Source organism: Bradyrhizobium sp. TM233 (assembly GCF_036247965.1).
In the GTDB taxonomy this organism is placed as follows: Bacteria; Pseudomonadota; Alphaproteobacteria; order Rhizobiales; family Xanthobacteraceae; genus Bradyrhizobium; species Bradyrhizobium ottawaense.
The window spans coordinates 528,543-546,126 of the sequence record NZ_BTIG01000004.1 but is presented as its reverse complement, the minus strand read 5'-3'; the positions used below and the strand labels follow the sequence as shown (position 1 = coordinate 546,126).

The 17,584-nt window shown below is 63.7% G+C and carries 16 protein-coding genes; 10 read left to right on the top strand and 6 right to left on the bottom strand.

Features of this window, described 5'->3' with window-relative positions; genetic code table 11:
• Both AABA86_RS13785 and scpA read left to right on the top strand, forming a co-directional pair.
• Positions 1-846, top strand: an 846-nt coding sequence (locus AABA86_RS13785) for a biotin/lipoyl-containing protein (RefSeq protein ID WP_338307181.1), incomplete at its 5' end; no start/stop codon positions are given.
• 62 nt (positions 847-908) lie between these two features.
• On the top strand, positions 909-3,047 hold the full coding sequence (gene scpA, locus AABA86_RS13780) for a methylmalonyl-CoA mutase (RefSeq protein WP_338307180.1): 2,139 nt from the start codon (positions 909-911) through the stop codon (positions 3,045-3,047).
• A gap of 128 nt (positions 3,048-3,175) precedes the next feature.
• On the opposite strand, the gene AABA86_RS13775 is transcribed toward scpA, so the two are convergent.
• Positions 3,176-3,565: a hypothetical protein gene (locus AABA86_RS13775; RefSeq protein WP_338307179.1), complete on the bottom strand. Its 390-nt coding sequence runs from the start codon at positions 3,563-3,565 to the stop codon at positions 3,176-3,178.
• A gap of 148 nt (positions 3,566-3,713) precedes the next feature.
• Between AABA86_RS13775 and dusA the strand changes: the two genes are divergently transcribed.
• Positions 3,714-4,712, top strand: a complete 999-nt coding sequence (gene dusA / locus AABA86_RS13770) for a tRNA dihydrouridine(20/20a) synthase DusA (protein WP_338307178.1) — start codon at positions 3,714-3,716, stop codon at positions 4,710-4,712.
• A gap of 314 nt (positions 4,713-5,026) precedes the next feature.
• On the opposite strand, the gene AABA86_RS13765 is transcribed toward dusA, so the two are convergent.
• From AABA86_RS13765 to AABA86_RS13745, 5 genes are all read right to left on the bottom strand, one after another.
• Complete coding sequence (locus AABA86_RS13765; RefSeq protein ID WP_038946259.1) at positions 5,027-5,581, bottom strand: TIGR02281 family clan AA aspartic protease; 555 nt, start codon at positions 5,579-5,581, stop codon at positions 5,027-5,029.
• 28 nt (positions 5,582-5,609) lie between these two features.
• The gene (locus tag AABA86_RS13760) at positions 5,610-5,813 is read right to left on the bottom strand and encodes a DUF1289 domain-containing protein (protein ID WP_026202286.1); all 204 of its coding nucleotides are present in this window, start codon (positions 5,811-5,813) and stop codon (positions 5,610-5,612) included.
• 44 nt (positions 5,814-5,857) lie between these two features.
• Positions 5,858-7,453, bottom strand: a complete 1,596-nt coding sequence (locus AABA86_RS13755; RefSeq protein ID WP_212246775.1) for a sensor histidine kinase — start codon at positions 7,451-7,453, stop codon at positions 5,858-5,860.
• Between the two features lie 137 nt (positions 7,454-7,590).
• On the bottom strand, positions 7,591-8,871 hold the full coding sequence (gene nhaD, locus AABA86_RS13750; protein WP_212246773.1) for a sodium:proton antiporter NhaD: 1,281 nt from the start codon (positions 8,869-8,871) through the stop codon (positions 7,591-7,593).
• A gap of 115 nt (positions 8,872-8,986) precedes the next feature.
• Positions 8,987-9,859 (bottom strand): NAD(P)-dependent oxidoreductase, encoded by an 873-nt coding sequence (locus AABA86_RS13745; protein WP_212246771.1) that lies wholly within the window; start codon positions 9,857-9,859, stop codon positions 8,987-8,989.
• 197 nt (positions 9,860-10,056) lie between these two features.
• On the opposite strand from AABA86_RS13745, the gene AABA86_RS13740 reads away from it, so the two are divergent.
• The 7 genes from AABA86_RS13740 to AABA86_RS13710 all read left to right on the top strand — a co-directional run bounded on the left by AABA86_RS13740 (position 10,057) and on the right by AABA86_RS13710 (position 17,561).
• Positions 10,057-10,494: a VOC family protein gene (locus AABA86_RS13740; protein ID WP_212246770.1), complete on the top strand. Its 438-nt coding sequence runs from the start codon at positions 10,057-10,059 to the stop codon at positions 10,492-10,494.
• 129 nt (positions 10,495-10,623) lie between these two features.
• Positions 10,624-11,760 carry an Mrp/NBP35 family ATP-binding protein gene (locus tag AABA86_RS13735; protein ID WP_338307177.1) on the top strand — a complete coding sequence of 379 codons (1,137 nt, stop codon included), beginning with the start codon at positions 10,624-10,626 and terminating at the stop codon, positions 11,758-11,760.
• 220 nt (positions 11,761-11,980) lie between these two features.
• Positions 11,981-13,069, top strand: coding sequence for a TRAP transporter substrate-binding protein (locus AABA86_RS13730; RefSeq protein WP_038971001.1), 1,089 nt, complete (start codon positions 11,981-11,983; stop codon positions 13,067-13,069).
• Between the two features lie 169 nt (positions 13,070-13,238).
• On the top strand, positions 13,239-14,327 hold the full coding sequence (locus AABA86_RS13725; RefSeq protein ID WP_028145308.1) for a TRAP transporter substrate-binding protein: 1,089 nt from the start codon (positions 13,239-13,241) through the stop codon (positions 14,325-14,327).
• Positions 14,328-14,733: 406 nt separating this feature from the next.
• Positions 14,734-15,297 (top strand): MarR family winged helix-turn-helix transcriptional regulator, encoded by a 564-nt coding sequence (locus tag AABA86_RS13720; RefSeq protein WP_212246766.1) that lies wholly within the window; start codon positions 14,734-14,736, stop codon positions 15,295-15,297.
• Between the two features lie 187 nt (positions 15,298-15,484).
• Positions 15,485-16,159: a response regulator gene (locus tag AABA86_RS13715; protein ID WP_097659014.1), complete on the top strand. Its 675-nt coding sequence runs from the start codon at positions 15,485-15,487 to the stop codon at positions 16,157-16,159.
• Between the two features lies 1 nt (position 16,160).
• Positions 16,161-17,561 carry a sensor histidine kinase gene (locus AABA86_RS13710; protein WP_338307176.1) on the top strand — a complete coding sequence of 467 codons (1,401 nt, stop codon included), beginning with the start codon at positions 16,161-16,163 and terminating at the stop codon, positions 17,559-17,561.
• The last annotated feature ends 23 nt before the right edge of the window (positions 17,562-17,584 follow it).

Sequence of the window (17,584 nt, the reverse complement as noted above, 5' to 3'; positions counted from 1 at the left end):
ATCGCCAAGCTCGTCACCCACGCGCCGTCGCGCGCGGCCGCGATCGAGGCGCAGGCGACCGCGCTCGACTCGTTCTATGTCGACGGCATCAGGCACAACATCCCGTTCCTGTCGGCGCTGATGCATCATCCGCGCTGGCGCGAGGGCCGGCTGTCGACCGGCTTCATCGCCGAGGAATTCCCCAAGGGCTTTGCGGTGCGCGTGCCCGAAGGTGAGGTCGCCCGGCGGATCGCCGCGGTCGGCGCCGCCATCGATCACGTGCTGGGCGAGCGCAAGCGCCAGATCTCGGGGCAGATGGGCGGCCGCGTCGTGCAGCGCGAGCGCCGCCGCGCGGTCTGGCTCGACCGCCAGGAGATATTGCTCGAGGTCGCGCGCGAGGGCGAGGCGATCGCGATCCGTTTCGTCGATGCCGAAGGCAAGACTGGCAACGCACATCTGCTGGCCTCGCCGTGGAAGCCGGGCGATCCGGTCTGGCAAGGCAGCATCGACGGCCACTTCGTCGCGGTGCAGGCGCGGCCGATTCCCAACGGCATTCGTCTCGCGCACCAGGGCGTCGAGGTCCCGGTCTATGTCTGGACCGAAGCGGAAGCGACTTCGGCCCGGCTGATGCCGGTGACGACGGCCTCCGACACCGGCAAGAAGCTGCTGTGCCCGATGCCCGGCCTCGTGGTCTCGATCGCGGTGACCGAGGGGCAGGAGGTCAAGGCCGGCGAGACGCTCGCGGTGGTCGAAGCCATGAAGATGCAGAACGTGCTGCGCGCCGAGCAGGACGGCACCGTGAAGAAGGTTCACGCCAGCGCCGGTGCGACGCTGGCGGTGGACGCGCTGATCCTGGAGTTTGCGTAAGCGGGCATCTAGCCCGCGACGCGTAGTTGACAATTTGGCCGGCAACCCGTGCGAGATCAAGAATGTCGATGGCATTTCCAGATGAATGGAAGAGGATTGCCGAGAAGGAACTAAAAAGCGATCCCATCGCGCTCGTGCGGAAGGTTCCGGAGGGCATTGAAGTCAAGCCGATCTATACGGCGTCTGATTTGGATGGGATCGAGCATCTGGACACGTTACCTGGCATGTTGCCGTTCGTTCGTGGTCCTAAGGCGACGATGTATACTGGTAGACCTTGGACAATCCGCCAGTATGCGGGATTCTCGACTGCAGAGGCGTCAAACGCATTCTATCGTTCCGCCCTTTCCTCAGGACAGAAGGGCTTGTCGGTTGCATTCGATTTGGCGACCCACCGCGGCTATGATTCTGATCATCCTCGCGTCCTAGGTGATGTCGGGAAGGCGGGCGTTGCCATCGACTCAGTCGAAGACATGAAGATCCTCTTTGACGGCATTCCCCTCGGGGAAACGTCGGTGTCGATGACTATGAACGGAGCGATAATCCCCATTCTCGCAACCTTCATTGTCGCCGGTGAAGAGCAGGGAATTCCGCGCGAAGCTCTCTCGGGAACTGTCCAAAATGACATTCTGAAGGAGTTCATGGTCCGCAATACATACATTTATCCGCCGGAACCATCGATGCGCATTGTTGCTGACATTATAGCGTTCACCGCGCAGAACATGCCGCGCTTCAACTCCATCTCGATTTCAGGCTACCATATGCAAGAGGCGGGGGCGACGCTCGTCCAGGAGTTGGCCTTTACGCTCGCTGATGGACGTGAATACGTCCGGTCTGCTCTTGCCAAGGGCCTTAACATCGATGACTTCGCAGGGCGGCTTTCATTCTTCTTCGCTATCGGAATGAATTTCTTCATGGAAGCGGCGAAGTTGCGCGCTGCTCGACTTATCTGGTCGCGTGTTATGGCGGAATTCAACCCTGAAAAGCAGTCGTCCTTAGTGCTTCGTACGCACTGTCAGACGTCGGGAGTGTCGCTCCAGGAGCATGATCCTTATAACAATATCGTACGGACCGCTTATGAGGCCTTAGCCGCCGTTCTGGGCGGCACGCAATCGCTGCACACAAATTCGTTCGACGAAGCCATCGCATTGCCCACTGAGTTTTCGGCTCGGATTGCCCGGAACACCCAGCTAATCCTTCAGCATGAGACCGGCGTCGCCGACGTCGTCGATCCCCTCGCGGGATCCTACTATGTCGAGCGCCTGACGGACGATCTCGTCAAGGCTGCCTGGCAACTCATGGAGGAGGTCGAAGAGCGGGGAGGGATGGCGAACGCGATCGCGACAGGGTGGCCTAAGCGATTGATCGAAGAATCGGCGACACGGAAGCAGGCCGCGATTGATCGCGGTGATCAGGTCATCGTCGGAGTTAATCGGTTTCGGCTTGAACAAGAGGAGCCAATCGACATTCTGGAGATCGACAATTCGACTGTGCGCGCCTCGCAAATTCGTCGCCTGACCGATATCAAACGGTCGAGAGATTCTAAGAGCGCCTCCAGTGCGTTGGCTCGACTGACCCGGGTCGCGCAGTCAGGTGAGGGAAATCTGCTGGAAGCCGCGATTGAGGCCGCTAGGTCTCGAGCAACCGTCGGCGAAATGTCTGACGCAATGCGGCTGGCTTTTGGAGATCACCAGGCGATACCCGATGTTGTTTCGAGTGTGTACGGCCCTGCTTATGGAAACGATCCCGAGTTCACCAATCTTGTCTCGCGGCTCGACGAAGTGTCACAAGCGATCGGCGTGAGGCCAAAGATTATGATCGCCAAGCTAGGACAAGATGGTCATGATCGAGGTGCGAAGGTTATTGCGTCGGCATTCGGCGATATGGGGTTCGATGTTGTTGCCGGTCCTTTGTTTCAGACGCCAGCCGAAGCTGCCGCGATGGCCGTTCAGGCAAAAGTACATGTTCTGGGGGTCTCGTCGCTCGCGGCCGGTCACAGAACGCTCGTTCCTCAGGTTGTCAGGGAGTTGAAGCTGGTTGGCGCTGGCGGCATCATTGTTGTTTGCGGGGGCGTCGTCCCACGGCAGGACTACGAGGAATTGCTTCGGAACGGAGTGGCAGCCGTGTTTGGACCTGGTACCAACGTACTTGAGGCCGCTATGGCAGTTCTCGATCTTATCGAGGGACGGCGAAGAAATCGCTGATCGAGGCCCGGCCGCTTCGAAGTTGCACGGGCTTCGATCAGGATGCGTCCTATTCATCTAAGCACGAGCGGGCGCCGCGAGCTTACGAACCGCGGCCGGCTCGCGGCCGAGGGTGATGGCCACTTCGGTCAGGAATCGATCGCAAGGGTCGCCGGTCCAGCGCCTTGAGCAGCTCGCTTTCGCCCGAACTCAATCAATCTCTCCCTGGTCAGCTCTTTGAGGTTTGTTCGTCCAAGCGAGAGCTTGAGGGCCTTGAGCACCATCGACTTGGATCGTCGTACGGGCTTGCCGACCTGGGCAAGATCGTCGAGATGCAGGGTGATCAAATCGGAAAAAATTCGAGGCTGCTCAAAAGGCTGGGAACGTCGAATTGCGGTGCCGCGATCGATAGAGCGCTCCACATCAAGCGCCCATTCTTCAGCATCGCGCCGTCGCACGAACATGTTTGCGATGTACTCGTCTTTCCTCCTGACCTGAACGCGCCAGCTTCCCGATCTGAGTTTTGTAAACGTCGGCATTGCGTGTGCACTCCAGCCAGATTTCGTATGCGCTACGTGTGCACCGGGAGATCAAATGCGGTACAAACGTGTGCAATTTGGGCTAGTTTAAGTGCACACGTGTGCACCTGGTTCACGTTCCAGGCCATCGAAAGAATGGGACAACTTATTGAAATATCAAGATTATCGCTTTTCCGTGGCGCCCATGATGGATTGGACTGACCGGGGCTGCCGGGTGTTCCATCGTCACCTGACGCGACGGGCGCTGCTCTATACCGAGATGCTGACCACCGGCGCCGTCATTCATGGCGACCGGGAGCGGCTGCTTGGGTTCGATGCGATCGAGCATCCGGTGGCGCTTCAGCTTGGCGGCTCGGATCCGCACGAGCTGGCGCAGGCTGCGCGGATCGGCGAGGCGTTCGGCTATGACGAGATCAACCTCAATGTCGGCTGCCCGTCGGACCGCGTGAAGGATGGCCGCTTCGGCGCCTGCCTCATGGCGGAGCCGGAACTCGTGGCGAGGTGCGTCGATGCGATGAAGCGCGCTGTCGCGGTTCCCGTCACGGTGAAGTGCCGCATCGGCATCGACGACCAGGACCCGGAAGTGGCCCTTGATGCGCTTGCAAGCGCGGTGGTCGCCTCCGGCTGCGACGCACTGATCGTGCATGCCCGCAAGGCCTGGCTCAACGGGTTGTCTCCGAAGGAGAACCGCGACATCCCGCCGCTCGACTATGAGCGCGTCTATCGGCTCAAGCGCGCGATGCCTGACGTGCCTGTCATCATCAACGGCGGCATTCCGGGCCTCGACGAAGCGAGAGCGCATCTCGAGCATGTCGACGGCGTGATGCTCGGCCGCGCCGCCTATCAGGACCCGTGGCGGCTGCTCGGCGTCGATCGGGAGATCTTCGGCGAGGCGAGCCCGCACGCGACCATGCAGGACGCGCTGGAGGCGATGATGCCCTATATCGAGCAGCAGCTCGCCCGCGGCACGCGGCTGCACGCGATCACGCGGCATTTCGTCGGCGCATTCCATGCCGTGCCCGGGGCGCGGGCCTTCCGCCGCCATCTGGCCGAGCACGGGGTTAAGGCGGGCGCCGGCCTCGAGGTGTTGCGCGATGCGATCTCGCGCGTCGGTGCGCGCGCGCCGGCGGAAGAAGCGGCAGCCTAGCCCCGTTCCTGCGGGCCGATGCGATGTTTCAGAGGTCGATGAGTTGACGCGCCACCGCTCGAGAGACGCTGGCGGATTGTGCGATGTTGCCGTTGTGCCAGTGTTTTGTCCGACGTGTCAAATGACTCCGGGGAGGCGCAAATCGTTGTCCCGCGTAAGCCCTTGTTCTGACAAGCCTCGGCTACTGTGCATGGGGTTGTTTTCGCGTTTTCGGTTCGCCCCACCAACCGGCATGCACGCGTGGTGCAGGGATTGAGTCACGGCCCGTGTGAAGCGAAGCCGTCGGCACCTGCGCGACGGTTCTTGCGGATGATCTAGTCGAGCGCCGTGCGCGAGCGGCGATGGCTGCTCTGAAGCTCGGGATAGCCGGTCAGCATCAACTTGTCGGCGCGCACGCCCCAGCTCTCCAGGCGGTCGAGGAAGCTCATGCCGAGCAGGTTGGTCTTCATCTGCCCGCGCTGGACGACCAGGGCCGGCACCGATTTTTCGACGAGATGGCCGACGGAGAGACGGTCGAGCGTGAGGCGGGCTGCCTTGGTATGGCCGCCCGCGGTTTCGAGGTCGACATCGTATTCGAGCATCTCGAGCGGCAGCCCGATGGCTTTCGCGGTTTCCCAGGTCAGCACCACCGACGTCGCGCCGGTATCGATCACCATCGGCGCGGCGATGCCGTTGATCTTCGCGCGCAGCGCGAATTCGCCGCCCTGGCCGCGCGGGATCTGCACCGCAGGGGCGGGCGTTGCCGTCTGCGCGCGAAAGATGTGCGAGACCTTGTGGCTGGCGCGCGCGATCTGCTCGGGGTCGCCATAGGCGACGACCGCGCCTGCCGTGCCGGCAAGCATGACGAGAACGAGCAGGAAGCGGATCATCGCGCGCCTCCGCAGGCGCGCAGGCCGGTCAGGTACGTTTCGGCGATGCCGCGATCGGCGCCAGTCCAGCTTCCGTCATGCGTGCCGGCAACAGCGCCATGACCGCGAGCCGGTCGGCGCTTTCCATGGCGTGCCAGCGCGCGATCTCGGGCAAGGTCCGGCCGCAGCCGAAGCACAGCTTGGTCCTGGGATCGATCATGCAGACGGCGACGCACGGCGTTTCTTTGCTCATTCGGACATAGTGGGGGATTGTCGGGCATGTCTGCAAGCATCTGGTTAGGAGCCTGTGCCTGCGCTCATGATCGGCTTGTGGCGCGGCCGGCGCTTCTCCTCGGGCAGTACGGAACTCTCCGGCTGGAGCGGCGGCGAATCATCGGACAGCGGCGCCAGCGCGCTCATCACGCGCTCCGGCGGGAAGGTGACGATCACCTCGGTGCCGATGCGCAGCTTCGATTTCAGCGTGAACGTGCCGCCATGCAGGTCGATCAGATTCTTGGCGATCGGCAGGCCGAGGCCGGCGCCCTGTTCGGCGGACTTGATCGAGTTGGAGCCCTGGCCGAACGAGGCGAGCACGACCGGGATCTCGTCCTCGGGAATGCCGGAGCCGGAATCCCGCACCGAGAGATATTGCCCGCCCGAGGCGGTCCATCCGGCCTTGAGCCAGATCTCGCCGCCTTGCGGGGTGAACTTGATCGAGTTGGAGAGCAGGTTGAGCACGACCTGGCGGATCGCGCGCTCGTCGGCCCACAGCCGCGGCATGGCCTGCTCGAACACTTCGTGGATGGTGATGCCGCGGCTGGAGGCGCGCAGCTTCATCAGATGATGGCAGTCGGCGACAATGCCGACCAGCGACACCGCTTCCTCGTTGAGCTCGTAGCGGCCGGCCTCGATCCGCGACAGGTCGAGGATCTCGTTGATGAGGTTGAGCAGGTGCACGCCGGAATTATGGATGTCCGCCGAGTATTCCTTGTAGACCGGCACCGCATGCGCGCCAAAGATCTCGCTCTTCATCACCTCGGAGAAGCCGAGGATGGCGTTCAGCGGCGTGCGCAGTTCGTGGCTCATCTGCGCGAGGAAGCGCGACTTGGCGACGTTGGCGGATTCGGCGCGGTGGCGCGCCTCGTCCGAGATCGCCTTTGCCTGTTCGAGCTCGCCGATCAGCGCGTCCTTCTCTGCGCGCGCTTCCAGCGTGGCGAAGGTGGAGGAGTGCAGGCGGTGCGCCAGCAGCACGAAATAGCCTTCGGCGGCGAGCGCGAGCGCGGCCAGGATGTAATTGTCCAGCGAGCCGGTCATCACGAAGCTCAGCGCCATTGCGACCGCGACCGGCGCGGTGGCGGCGAGGGCTGCGATCGGCAGATTGGCGGCGAGCATGCTCGACACTGCGATCACCAGCAGCATCAGGAACATCATCAGCGTTTCCGTGACCATGTCGAGCACGGGATGGATCAGGATCGCCATCCAGCACAGGCCATAGAGCAGGTCGAGCACGACGAAGCGCGTGCGCCATGCGCGCGTCGCCGCGGGCGAGGCGGGCTCGATCAGGAAGCGCCGGCAACTGCGGGTCATGGCGCTGTGGAGGCAGAGCATGCCGGCGGTCCAGGCGGCGGCCGGGATCGGCTGCATCCACAGGCCGAACAGCACACCGGTCGCGACCACCAGCAGCATCACGACATAGGAAGCCGACAGCCGCGTCTGGGCGTATTGGCGCAGCATCTCGGCGTCGAAGGCCGGCCGGGTTCCACTGGTCGACGTTAACTTGTCCCGCGCCTCGCGCACCCGCTGCGCCGCAGCCCTTCGGCTGCTCGCCGATGGAGCGCTCACCGGCTCGGCCGGAAGCTGCACAACCTCAGGCTTTTCAGCGGGGTTACTCATCAAGCAACACGATTCCTGCCCACGCCGGACGCGGGCCTTCTGCATTGTCTATCTCTGGCAAGAAATCCTTAAGAGGTGACTTAAGGAGCTAAAGAATTACGTTAACCCGCCGTTAATTTTGAATCTCGCCTGCGCCGTCAATGCAGCGCCGCGTACTGCGCGATGTAGACCATCGCGCCCGCCAGATACCCCACCAGCGCGGGCCCTGCGATGCGGCGGGCGTACCAGAAGAACTCGATCTTCTCGAGTCCCATGGCGGCAACGCCCGCGGCCGAGCCGATGATCAGGATCGAGCCGCCGGTGCCGGCGCAATAGGCGATGAACTCCCAGATGAAGCTGTCGGGCGGATGTTGCACCAGATTGTACATGCCCATCGTGGCCGCGACGAGCGGCACGTTGTCGATGATGGCACTCAACAGGCCGAGCAGGATGACGATGACGTCGAGACGCCCGACCGTGGCGTCGAGCCATTTCGCCAACAGTTCCAGCACGCGAGCATGCTCCAGGCACGCGACGGCCATGAGGATGCCGACGAAGAACACGATGGAACTCATGTCGATGCGCGTCAGCGCATGGACGAGGGTGAGGGGACGGCGCGCATCCTCGTCCTTGTGGCGGTGAACGATCTCGCCGACCAGCCAGAGGATGCCCAGCCCGAAAAGAATACCCATGAAGGGCGCAAGGTGCGTCACGGCCTTGAAAACCGGAACGGCAATCAGGGTGCCGAGGCCGAGATAGAACATCAAGTTGCGCTCGAACACTTCGACCCTGAGGGCCTGTGCTTGGCCTTGCAGCGGAGGGACGATCTCCTTCCCCTTGAGCGAATAGCCGATGATGAGCAGCGGTATCAGCAGGTTGAGCAGTGAGGGCAGGAACACCGATTTCATGATGCTGAGGGGAGTGATCTGCCCACCGATCCAGAGCATCGTCGTCGTGACGTCGCCAATCACGGTCCAGGCACCGCCGGCATTGGCCGCGATGACGATGATCGAGGCGAACAGCAGGCGATCGCTTCTGTTGCCGATCAGCTTCTGGATCAGCGAGATCATCACGATGGTGGTGGTGAGATTGTCGAGGATCGCGCTCAGGAAGAACGTCACGAAGCCGATGATCCACATCAGCGTGGTTTGCTTCGTGGTGCGGATGATCGAGGTGATGACTTCGAAGCCGTTGTGGGCGTCGATCACCTCGACGATCGTCATGGCACCGATCAGGAAGAAGACGATCTGCGCGGTCGAGGCGACGGATTCGTCGAGCTGGTGGTTGACGAGCGAGGCGTCGCCGACGGACAGCGCGTAGATGGTCCAGAGCAGGCCCGCTCCCAGGAGAGCCGAAGCGCTCTTGTTGACGCCGAGCGGGTGTTCGAGCGCGATGGCCGCATATGCGACGATGAAGACGGCGGCTATCACGCTCAGCAAGTCGGTCCCCGCGGTGTTCGTTCTGCGGCTCGATGCGTTTGCCAGACCTCGACGCGACGCCGCGTCAAGGCCGGGGACGGTCGCAGCTGCCCGGCAGCGACCGTCGACACGCTCCTCAGCGCTGTAGGCGCGCCAGCAGGCTCGACGTATCCCAGCGCTTGCCGCCCATCTTCTCGACCTCGGAATAGAACTGATCGACCAGCGCGGTGACAGGCAGGTTGGCGCCGTTGCGGCGGGCTTCAGCCAGCGAGATCGAGAGGTCCTTGCGCATCCATTCGACCGCGAAGCCGAAATCGTACTTGTCCTCGTTCATGGTCTTGTAGCGATTTTCCATCTGCCAGGATTGCGCCGCGCCCTTGGAGATGGTCTCGATCACTGCGGCGACGTCGAGGCCGCTCTTCTTGGCGAAGTGGATACCTTCGGACAGACCCTGCACCAGGCCCGCGATGCAGATCTGGTTGACCATCTTCGTCAGCTGGCCGCTTCCGGCGGGCCCGAGCAGTTTGCACATCCGCGCATAGGCGCCTGTGATGATCGGCTCGGCGCCGGCATAGGCGTCCTGCGCGCCGCCGCACATCACCGTCAGAACGCCGTTCTCGGCGCCGGCCTGGCCGCCGGAGACCGGCGCGTCGATGAACTTGAAGCCGGCCTTGGTCGCGGCCGCGTCCAGCTCACGCGCGACTTCGGCGGAGGCGGTGGTATGGTCGACGAAGGTCGCACCCTTCTTCATGCCGGCAAACGCGCCGTCGGCGCCGATCGCGACCGCGCGCAGATCGTTGTCGTTGCCGACGCAGCACATCACGAAATCCTGACCTTCGGCGGCGGCCTTCGGGGTCGGTGCGGTCTTGCCGCCGAACTTGTCCGCCCATTCCTTCGCCTTGGCCGCGGTGCGGTTGTAGACGGTGACCTCATGGCCCCCTTTTTTCACGAGGTGTCCGGCCATGGGATAGCCCATGACGCCGAGACCGAGGAAAGCGACTTTAGCCATGTGTGGTACCTTGTCCGTAGCTTGAGTTTTACGGTTGCAGCCGGGCGAGGGCGCCAGGGCGGCGTCCTCCAAGTTCCGCCGCGAGGGCGGATCGGAGGCGCACCATAAACCGTTAAGGGCGGAGGGCAACGGCTTCGTTTGGCGGCCCCCTGTGCTAGGATGGCGGGACCAAGGACTTCAAAAAAGGGAGCAAAAGCATGGGCGGCGTGAGCGTTGGCGTCCTCGATCATTTCAACATCCGGACCCGGAATCTGGCCGAGACCGTCCGCTTCTACGAGGATGTGCTGGGCCTCGAAAAAGGCGCCCGGCCGAATTTCGCCTTCCCCGGCGCCTGGATGTACAGCGAGGGCAAGGCGGTGGTGCATCTCGTCGATATTTCTGCGACCGCCGAGCCACAAAAGCCGGATTCCGGCGTTGTCCATCATGTCGCTTTCGTCAGTCGCGGTTTTGACGGCATGAAGCGGCGGCTGGCGTCCAAGGAGATGAAGTTCGAGTCCCGCCAGGTGCCCGGCGGCGACCTCTGGCAGATCTTCGTCAACGATCCCAACGGGGTCATGATCGAGCTGAATTACGAGGCCGCCAGGGAGCAGGGGGCGGCGCCCGCCGAGAAGGCCGACGATATCGGCAGGCAGTAGCCTTTTGGGCGTTTCCGCTCTAATGGGGCATCCTAGAGTCTCGAGCATGACCTTGCCGGAAAGCCGCGCCACGCCTTGCGCTGGCGCCGTCCTCCGGCTCCGGATCATGCTCCGTTCAGGAGATGCGCTTTGAGCGTGACGCAGCAACAGGTTCTCGACAGCCTCGCCAGGATCAAATCTCCCCGCGGGGTCGCGCTCACCAATGCCAACGTGCTGAGCGCGATCAGCGCGTCCGACGGCAAGGTGTTCTTCTCGATCAATGTCGATGCCGCGGAGGCGAGGGCCTGGGAGTCCATCCGAGCCGAAGCGGAGGCCGCTGTGCGCACCATTCCCGGCGTCACCACCGTCATGGTGGCGCTGACCGCCGAGCGCAAGCCGGGCTCCGCGCCGCCGCCACCCCCGCAACCCAGCCGCGGCACGCCCGGCGTGCAGCCGGTCCATGCCCACAAGCCGCCGCAGGGCGGCGGGTCGCCGATGGCGCGGCAGTCGGAAATCCCGGGCGTTGCCGCCGTGATCGCGGTCGCCTCCGGCAAGGGCGGCGTCGGCAAGTCGACCACCGCGCTGAACCTGGCTCTGGGCCTGCGCGACCTCGGCCTCAAGGTCGGGCTGCTCGATGCCGACATCTACGGCCCCTCGGTGCCACGGCTGACCGGCCTGCACGACAAGCCGGAGCTGAACGACGAGCGAAAAATGATTCCGCTTCGGCGCTTCGGTCTCGCCATCATGTCGATCGGCTTCCTGGTCGAGGAAGAGACCGCGATGATCTGGCGCGGTCCCATGGTGATGTCGGCGGTGACGCAGATGCTGCGCGACGTCGAATGGGGCAAGCTCGACGTGCTGGTCGTCGACATGCCGCCGGGCACCGGCGATGCCCAGCTCACGCTGGCGCAGAACGTGCCGCTGAAGGGCGCGGTGATCGTCTCGACCCCGCAGGACCTGTCCTTGATCGATGCGCGGCGAGGGCTTGCCATGTTCAAGAAGGTCAACGTGCCCGTGCTCGGTATCGTCGAGAACATGAGCTACTTCCAGTGCCCCCATTGCGGCACGCGGTCGGACATTTTCGGTCATGGCGGCGCGCGGCACGAGGCCGAGAAGCTCGAGGTCCCCTTCCTCGGCGAGATCCCGCTGCACATGGCGATTCGCGCCACCTCGGATGCCGGCAATCCCGTCGTCGACAGCGAGCCGGACGGTCCCCATGCGGCGATCTACCGCGCCATTGCAGGGCAGGTCCGCGACCAGCTCAAGGGCGTCATCGCGGCGGCCTGAGCCGGCCGCCCGCGGCACGCCTCCCTCGTCCTTTTGGAGGACATGCGACTTTCGTAGAGCCCCGTCATGCCATTGTCGCGTTCCGCAAGCGGGGCTTCCGTGGTAAAGGCCCACGGCAGTCAAGCCCCTTCGGTTCGACGCGGCCCTAACGCGTCGCCGGAATGAGCGGCGGCAAGAAGAGAAGTTAAGGGGAAACGCCCCAGCAAGGAGAGACCTGAAGATGAAGCGTCGTGATTTTCTGAAAGTGTCGGCGGCAGGCGCGGCGGCAACCGCGGTGGCCTCGCCGGCGATCGCGCAGTCCTCGCCCGAGGTGAAGTGGCGCTTGACTTCGAGCTTCCCGAAGTCGCTCGATACCATCTATGGCGGTGCCGAGCAGTTGGCGAAGTACGTCGCCGAGATGACCGACAACAAATTCCAGATCCAGGTGTTCGCCGGCGGCGAGATCGTTCCGGCCCTCCAGGCGCTCGATGCGACCTCCAACGGCACCGTCGAGATGTGCCACACCGTCTCGTACTACTATGTCGGCAAGGATCCGACCTTCGCGATCTACGCCTCGGTGCCGTTCGGCCTCAACGCGCGCCAGCAGAACTCCTGGTGGTACCAGGGCGGCGGCATGGAGCTCGGCAACGAGTTCTTCAAGAAGTCGAACGTGATCGGCTTCCCCTGCGGCAACACCGGCACCCAGATGGGCGGCTGGTTCCGCAAGGAGATCAAGACCGTTGCCGACCTCTCCGGCCTCAAGATGCGCATCGGCGGCATCGCCGGCCAGGTGCTCCAGAAGGTCGGCGTGGTGCCGCAGCAGCTCGCCGGCGGCGACATCTATCCGGCGCTCGAAAAGGGCACCATCGACGCCGCCGAGTGGGTCGGCCCCTACGATGACGAGAAGCTCGGCTTCGCCAAGGTCGCCAAGTACTACTACTATCCGGGCTTCTGGGAAGGCGGTCCGACCGTCCACGCCTTCGCCAATCTGGATAAGTGGAATTCGCTGCCGAAGAACTACCAGGCGATCCTCACCAACGCGATGACCAATGCCAACACCTGGATGGCGGCGCGTTACGACATGCAGAACCCGGCGGCGCTGAAGCGACTGGTTGCCGGCGGCACCCAGCTTCGTCCCTTCACCAACGAGGTGCTGGAAGCCTGCCTCAAGGCGACCAACGAGCTCTGGGCGGAGATCTCGGCCAAGAACCCCGACTTCAAGAAGTCGATCGACGCCATGCAGGCCTACCGCTCCGACGAATATCTGTGGTGGCAGGTTGCCGAATATACCTACGACAGCTTCATGATCCGCTCGCGCACGCGCGGCTGATCGCCTAGACCTAAAGTCGCAAAGACCGGAAAGCCCGGCCTCCATTGGAGGCCGGGCTTTTTCTTTGCCGCAGTGCGATCGGGATGGAATTGGGCGGCGGCTTGCGTCATGGTGGCGCCAAGCCTCGGCAAGAAGGCCCACAATCACTGGTACATCAGGGCAGGAAATCATGAAGAGAAGAGACTTCATCAAGGTCACAGGACTTGGTGCGGCCGGCGCCGCCACGCTCGCGGCTCCCGCGATCGCGCAGTCGATGCCGGAAATCAAATGGCGCATGCCGACGAGCTGGCCGAAATCGCTCGACACGCTGTTTGGTGGCGCCGAGATGATGTGCAAGATGGTCGCCGAGGCGACCGACAACAAATTCCAGATCCAGATCTTCGCGGCCGGCGAGATCGTGCCGGGCCTCCAGGTGCTCGACGCCGTTCAGAACGGCACCTGCGAAATCGGCCACACCGCGTCCTACTATTATTTCGGCAAGGATCCGACCTTCACCTTCGGCTCGGCCGTGCCGTTCGGCCCCAACATGCGCATCAACCAGGCCTGGTACATGCAGGGCGGCGGGCGCGACGTGCTCAACGAATTCTACAAGAGCTACAACGTCGTCTCATTGCTCGCGGGCAACACCGGCTGCCAGATGGGCGGCTGGTTCAGGAAAGAGGTCAACGCACCCGACGATCTCAAGGGCATGAAATTCCGCATCGGCGGCTTTGCCGGCCGCGTGCTCCAGAAGCTCGGCGTGGTGCCGCAGCAGCTCGCCGGCGGCGACATCTATCCCGCGCTGGAGAAGGGCACCATCGATGCCGCCGAATGGGTCGGCCCCTATGACGACGAAAAGCTCGGCTTCTACAAGATCGCGCCGCACTACTACTATCCCGGCTGGTGGGAGGGTGGGCCGATGCTGCTGGCCTTCGTCAACCTCGACAAGTGGAACGCGCTGCCGAAATATTACCAGAGCGTGCTGGAGCAGGCCGGCCACTACGCCAACAACTACATGATGGCACGCTACGACACCGCCAATCCGCTGGCGCTGAAGAAGCTGCTCGCGGGCGGCGCCAAGCTGCACGCCTTCTCGCCGTCGATCATGGATGCCTGCCACAAGGCCGCCAAGGAGCTGCATGCCGAAGTCGGCGCGACCAACGCCAATTTCAAGAAGGTGCACGACTCCCTCGCCAAGTTCACGAGCGACGGCTACGCCTGGTTCCAGGTCGCCGAGGTCGGCTACGACATCTTCATGGCGCGGCGCTCGCAGAGCTGATCGCGTCACCAGTTGGATGCAGCGCCCCGGAGCGAAGGCCCCGGGGCGTTTTCTTGCGCGAGCGTCGAATAATCCGAAATTTGTTTCGTTGCCCGATTTGGAGAGGACGATGAGCCCGTCAGAGGCGGGCGAAGTTTGTTCTGCGCACCGCAGTTGGGCGCCCGTAACCTGGGCATGAACGCGATACGTAGTCTTGCGGTGTTCCTTTTGCGGAACGATCGGGCTATCGGGCTCTTGCAATCGGGCTGGAGTCGCGGCCTTAGGCGTCGTTCCGCGCCGTCCGGACTTCACGGTACGATATACCGGATCCAACCAGTCCCGACCCAAATTCAGCATTCACCAAATGCGGCGTCACCTCACTCTTTGATCGAGGTGCCGGACGGCCGTTTCCCGTGGGCATCTATCAATGAGCGTGGCAACTGAAATCGTACAACTCCTCGTGCAATCGGCGGGCAGTTGGCTCTTTGAAGGCAGTCGTTCGGGCCTGAGCGATCGCGAATGGATGGCCTTGCGCTTTCTCGCTCTTGCAAACAGACTTTCGAGGACGCCGACGGCTCTCGCCGGCTTTCTGGGGACGACCCGCGGCGGCGCATCTCAGATTACCGCCGCGCTCCTGGACAAAGGATTGCTGGTCCGTAAGCCGTCTGCGGACGACAAGCGCTCGATCACGCTCTGTCTCACAGCTGAGGGCGAGAAGTTCCTCAAGCAAGATCCGATCAATGCCCTGCGGGACCAGATCGTGGCACTCGAAGGCTCCGATCGATCTCGGCTGCGCGATACGCTTCGCCGCGTGCTGGTTGGGCTTGATGTTGCCGAGCGCCGTCATCACACCGACGTCTGCAATCAATGCGTGTTCCTGGTCGAGAGTGGAGAGAGCAAAGACCGCCATTCCAAGTGCCGGCTCTTTCGGAAATCGATAGCAGCAAAGGAGACGAGCCTGCTCTGCACCTATTTCGAGGGGCGGAGCTAGAAGCTCCGCTCTCTGCGCGGCACCGTCCAGCGGGAATGACGGGCGTGTCCGTCGGCTTACACCGAGCTGACAATGAGCCGCCCCGTTCTTCGCCTTACTTTTCGCTGGCCGAGCCGGCCGGAATGGTGGAAGAGAGCGAAGATGCCGCGCGAGCCGTGCGGTGACCTGAGTACCCGGCGGATATGCGATGCGCCTTCTGATCGTCGAGGACAATGCCGAGCTCTCGCGGCTGGTTGCCGCCGGCCTGGCGGCGGCCGGCTATCAAAGCGACATCGTCGGCAGCGCGGCCGAGGCGCGCGAGGCGGTGAGCAGCGTCAGCTACGCTGCGATGATCCTCGATCTCGGGCTGCCCGACGGCGACGGCCTGTCGGTGCTGCGCGAGCTGCGCCTCAAGATGGAGCCGCTCCCCGTGCTGGTGCTGACCGCACGCGGCGGCCTGCAGGACCGCGTCAGCGGCCTGCGCAGCGGCGCCGACGACTATCTCGCCAAGCCGTTCGCGATGGAGGAACTGGTGGCGCGGCTGGAGGCGATCCTGCGCCGGCCGGGCCAATTGCTCGGCCGCTCGCTCAGTCTCGCCAATCTCGTCTACGACACCGAGAGCCGCCAGATCTTCGTCGACGACCAGCCGCGGATCATCTCCGCGCGCGAGACCTCGGTGCTGGAGATTTTGCTGCGCCGGCAGGGGCGGGTGGTGCCGAAGAAGAACGTCGAGGATCACATCTTCGGGCTGGACGGCGAGGTCGCCTCCAACGCGGTCGAGGTCTATGTCTCGCGGCTGCGCAAGCAGCTCGCTGAACACGGCGCCAAGGTCGTGATCCATACCATCCGCGGGGTCGGCTATCTCATGGACGTGGAGAAATAGCGTGGCCCAGCTCGGATCCAGCGTCGGATCCTATGCCGGGTCCTATGGCAGGTCGCCGACGTTCAAATCGCTGATCTGGCGCATCGTGTTCCTGCACATCCTGGCGGTCGCGGTGGTCGCGATCTTCCTGCCGCTGGTGCTGTTCTGGCTGCTCAATTCCGAGATCGACCAGCTGCATCGCGATGCCATGCGCGCCCAGGCCGAGGTGCTGGCGGAGCGCATCGTCGCACGGCCGGACGGCCTGTTGACGTTCAATCTGCCCGACAGTCTCAAAGGCCTCTATTCGGAAGCGTATGGCCGCTATCAGTACGACATTCGCGACGCCGAGGGCCGGTTGCTGTTCTCCTCGCATCGGCGCTCCGCCGCCGCTGCTGCACCGCGCTCGTCCGAGACCATTTCCGGCGCCGCCGTCACCCGCGAGGTCGACGGCAAGACGGTGCGCATCCAGGTCGCCGAGGACCTTGCGCACCGCGACGTCATCATCGACGACATCGTCTCGAACTTCTTCCGGCGCGTGGGATGGATCACCATCCCTATCCTGCTGATCCTGCTCGCCACCGACATCATCATCTTCCGCCGCGCGATCGCGCCGCTGTGGAAGGCCTCCGAGGAGGCCAGCAATATCGGCCCGGCGCGCACCGACATCCGGCTGCCGACGGAGCAGATCCCGCGCGAGATCCTGCCGCTCGTCACCGCCGTCAACCAGGCGCTCGACCGCCTCGAAGGCGGCTTTCGGGTGCAGCGGCAGTTCACGGCGGATGCCGCGCATCAATTGCGCACGCCGCTCGCGATCCTGCGCACGCGGATCGAGACGCTCGACGATCGGGCGGCACGGCAGGCGCTGCATGCCGACATCGAAACCATGAGCCGCCTCGTCGCCCAGCTGCTGGAGATCGCCGAGCTCGACACCCTGGTGCTCGATCCCGGCGAGACCGCGGATTTGCGCGCCGTCTGCGCCGAAGTGGTTGCCTCGATCGCCCCGTTCGCGATCGCCCAGCACAAGGACATCGCGCTCCGGGGCACCGACGCGCCGGTTACGATCCACGGCAATGCGGAGATGCTCCAGCGCGCGATCCTCAACCTCGCCGAAAACGCCATCAAGTTCACGGCAAAGGATACCACCGTCGACGTCGAGGTGTGCGAGGACGGTTCGGTGCGCGTGCGCGATTGCGGTCCGGGGATCGCGGAGGCCGAGCGCGAGCTGATCTTCCAGCGCTTCTGGCGCGCCGACCGCCGGCGCAGCGACGGCGCGGGCCTCGGCCTGTCGATCGTGCGCGCCGTGGCGGACGATCACGCAGCTACAGTCGCGGTGGCGAACCTCACCGGCGGCGGCGCGGAGTTCACGCTGCGGTTTCGGCTGGCGGGGAGCGAGCTGACGCCTTCACCCTCCAAGGCCGAGTGATCGCATTCGAACGTTCACAAGAG

What these genes read in the sequence shown, in the direction of transcription:
- AABA86_RS13745 (WP_212246771.1), bottom strand. Translation starts at nt 9,859, where the DNA reads ATGGCTAAAGTCGCTTTCCTCGGTCTCGGCGTCATGGGCTATCCCATG.
- scpA (WP_338307180.1), top strand. Translation starts at nt 909, where the DNA reads ATGTCGATGGCATTTCCAGATGAATGGAAGAGGATTGCCGAGAAGGAA.
- AABA86_RS13775 (WP_338307179.1), bottom strand. Translation starts at nt 3,565, where the DNA reads ATGCCGACGTTTACAAAACTCAGATCGGGAAGCTGGCGCGTTCAGGTC.
- AABA86_RS13760 (WP_026202286.1), bottom strand. Translation starts at nt 5,813, where the DNA reads ATGAGCAAAGAAACGCCGTGCGTCGCCGTCTGCATGATCGATCCCAGG.
- AABA86_RS13720 (WP_212246766.1), top strand. Translation starts at nt 14,734, where the DNA reads ATGAGCGTGGCAACTGAAATCGTACAACTCCTCGTGCAATCGGCGGGC.
- AABA86_RS13765 (WP_038946259.1), bottom strand. Translation starts at nt 5,581, where the DNA reads ATGATCCGCTTCCTGCTCGTTCTCGTCATGCTTGCCGGCACGGCAGGC.
- AABA86_RS13755 (WP_212246775.1), bottom strand. Translation starts at nt 7,453, where the DNA reads ATGAGTAACCCCGCTGAAAAGCCTGAGGTTGTGCAGCTTCCGGCCGAG.
- AABA86_RS13725 (WP_028145308.1), top strand. Translation starts at nt 13,239, where the DNA reads ATGAAGAGAAGAGACTTCATCAAGGTCACAGGACTTGGTGCGGCCGGC.
- AABA86_RS13715 (WP_097659014.1), top strand. Translation starts at nt 15,485, where the DNA reads ATGCGCCTTCTGATCGTCGAGGACAATGCCGAGCTCTCGCGGCTGGTT.
- AABA86_RS13730 (WP_038971001.1), top strand. Translation starts at nt 11,981, where the DNA reads ATGAAGCGTCGTGATTTTCTGAAAGTGTCGGCGGCAGGCGCGGCGGCA.
- AABA86_RS13740 (WP_212246770.1), top strand. Translation starts at nt 10,057, where the DNA reads ATGGGCGGCGTGAGCGTTGGCGTCCTCGATCATTTCAACATCCGGACC.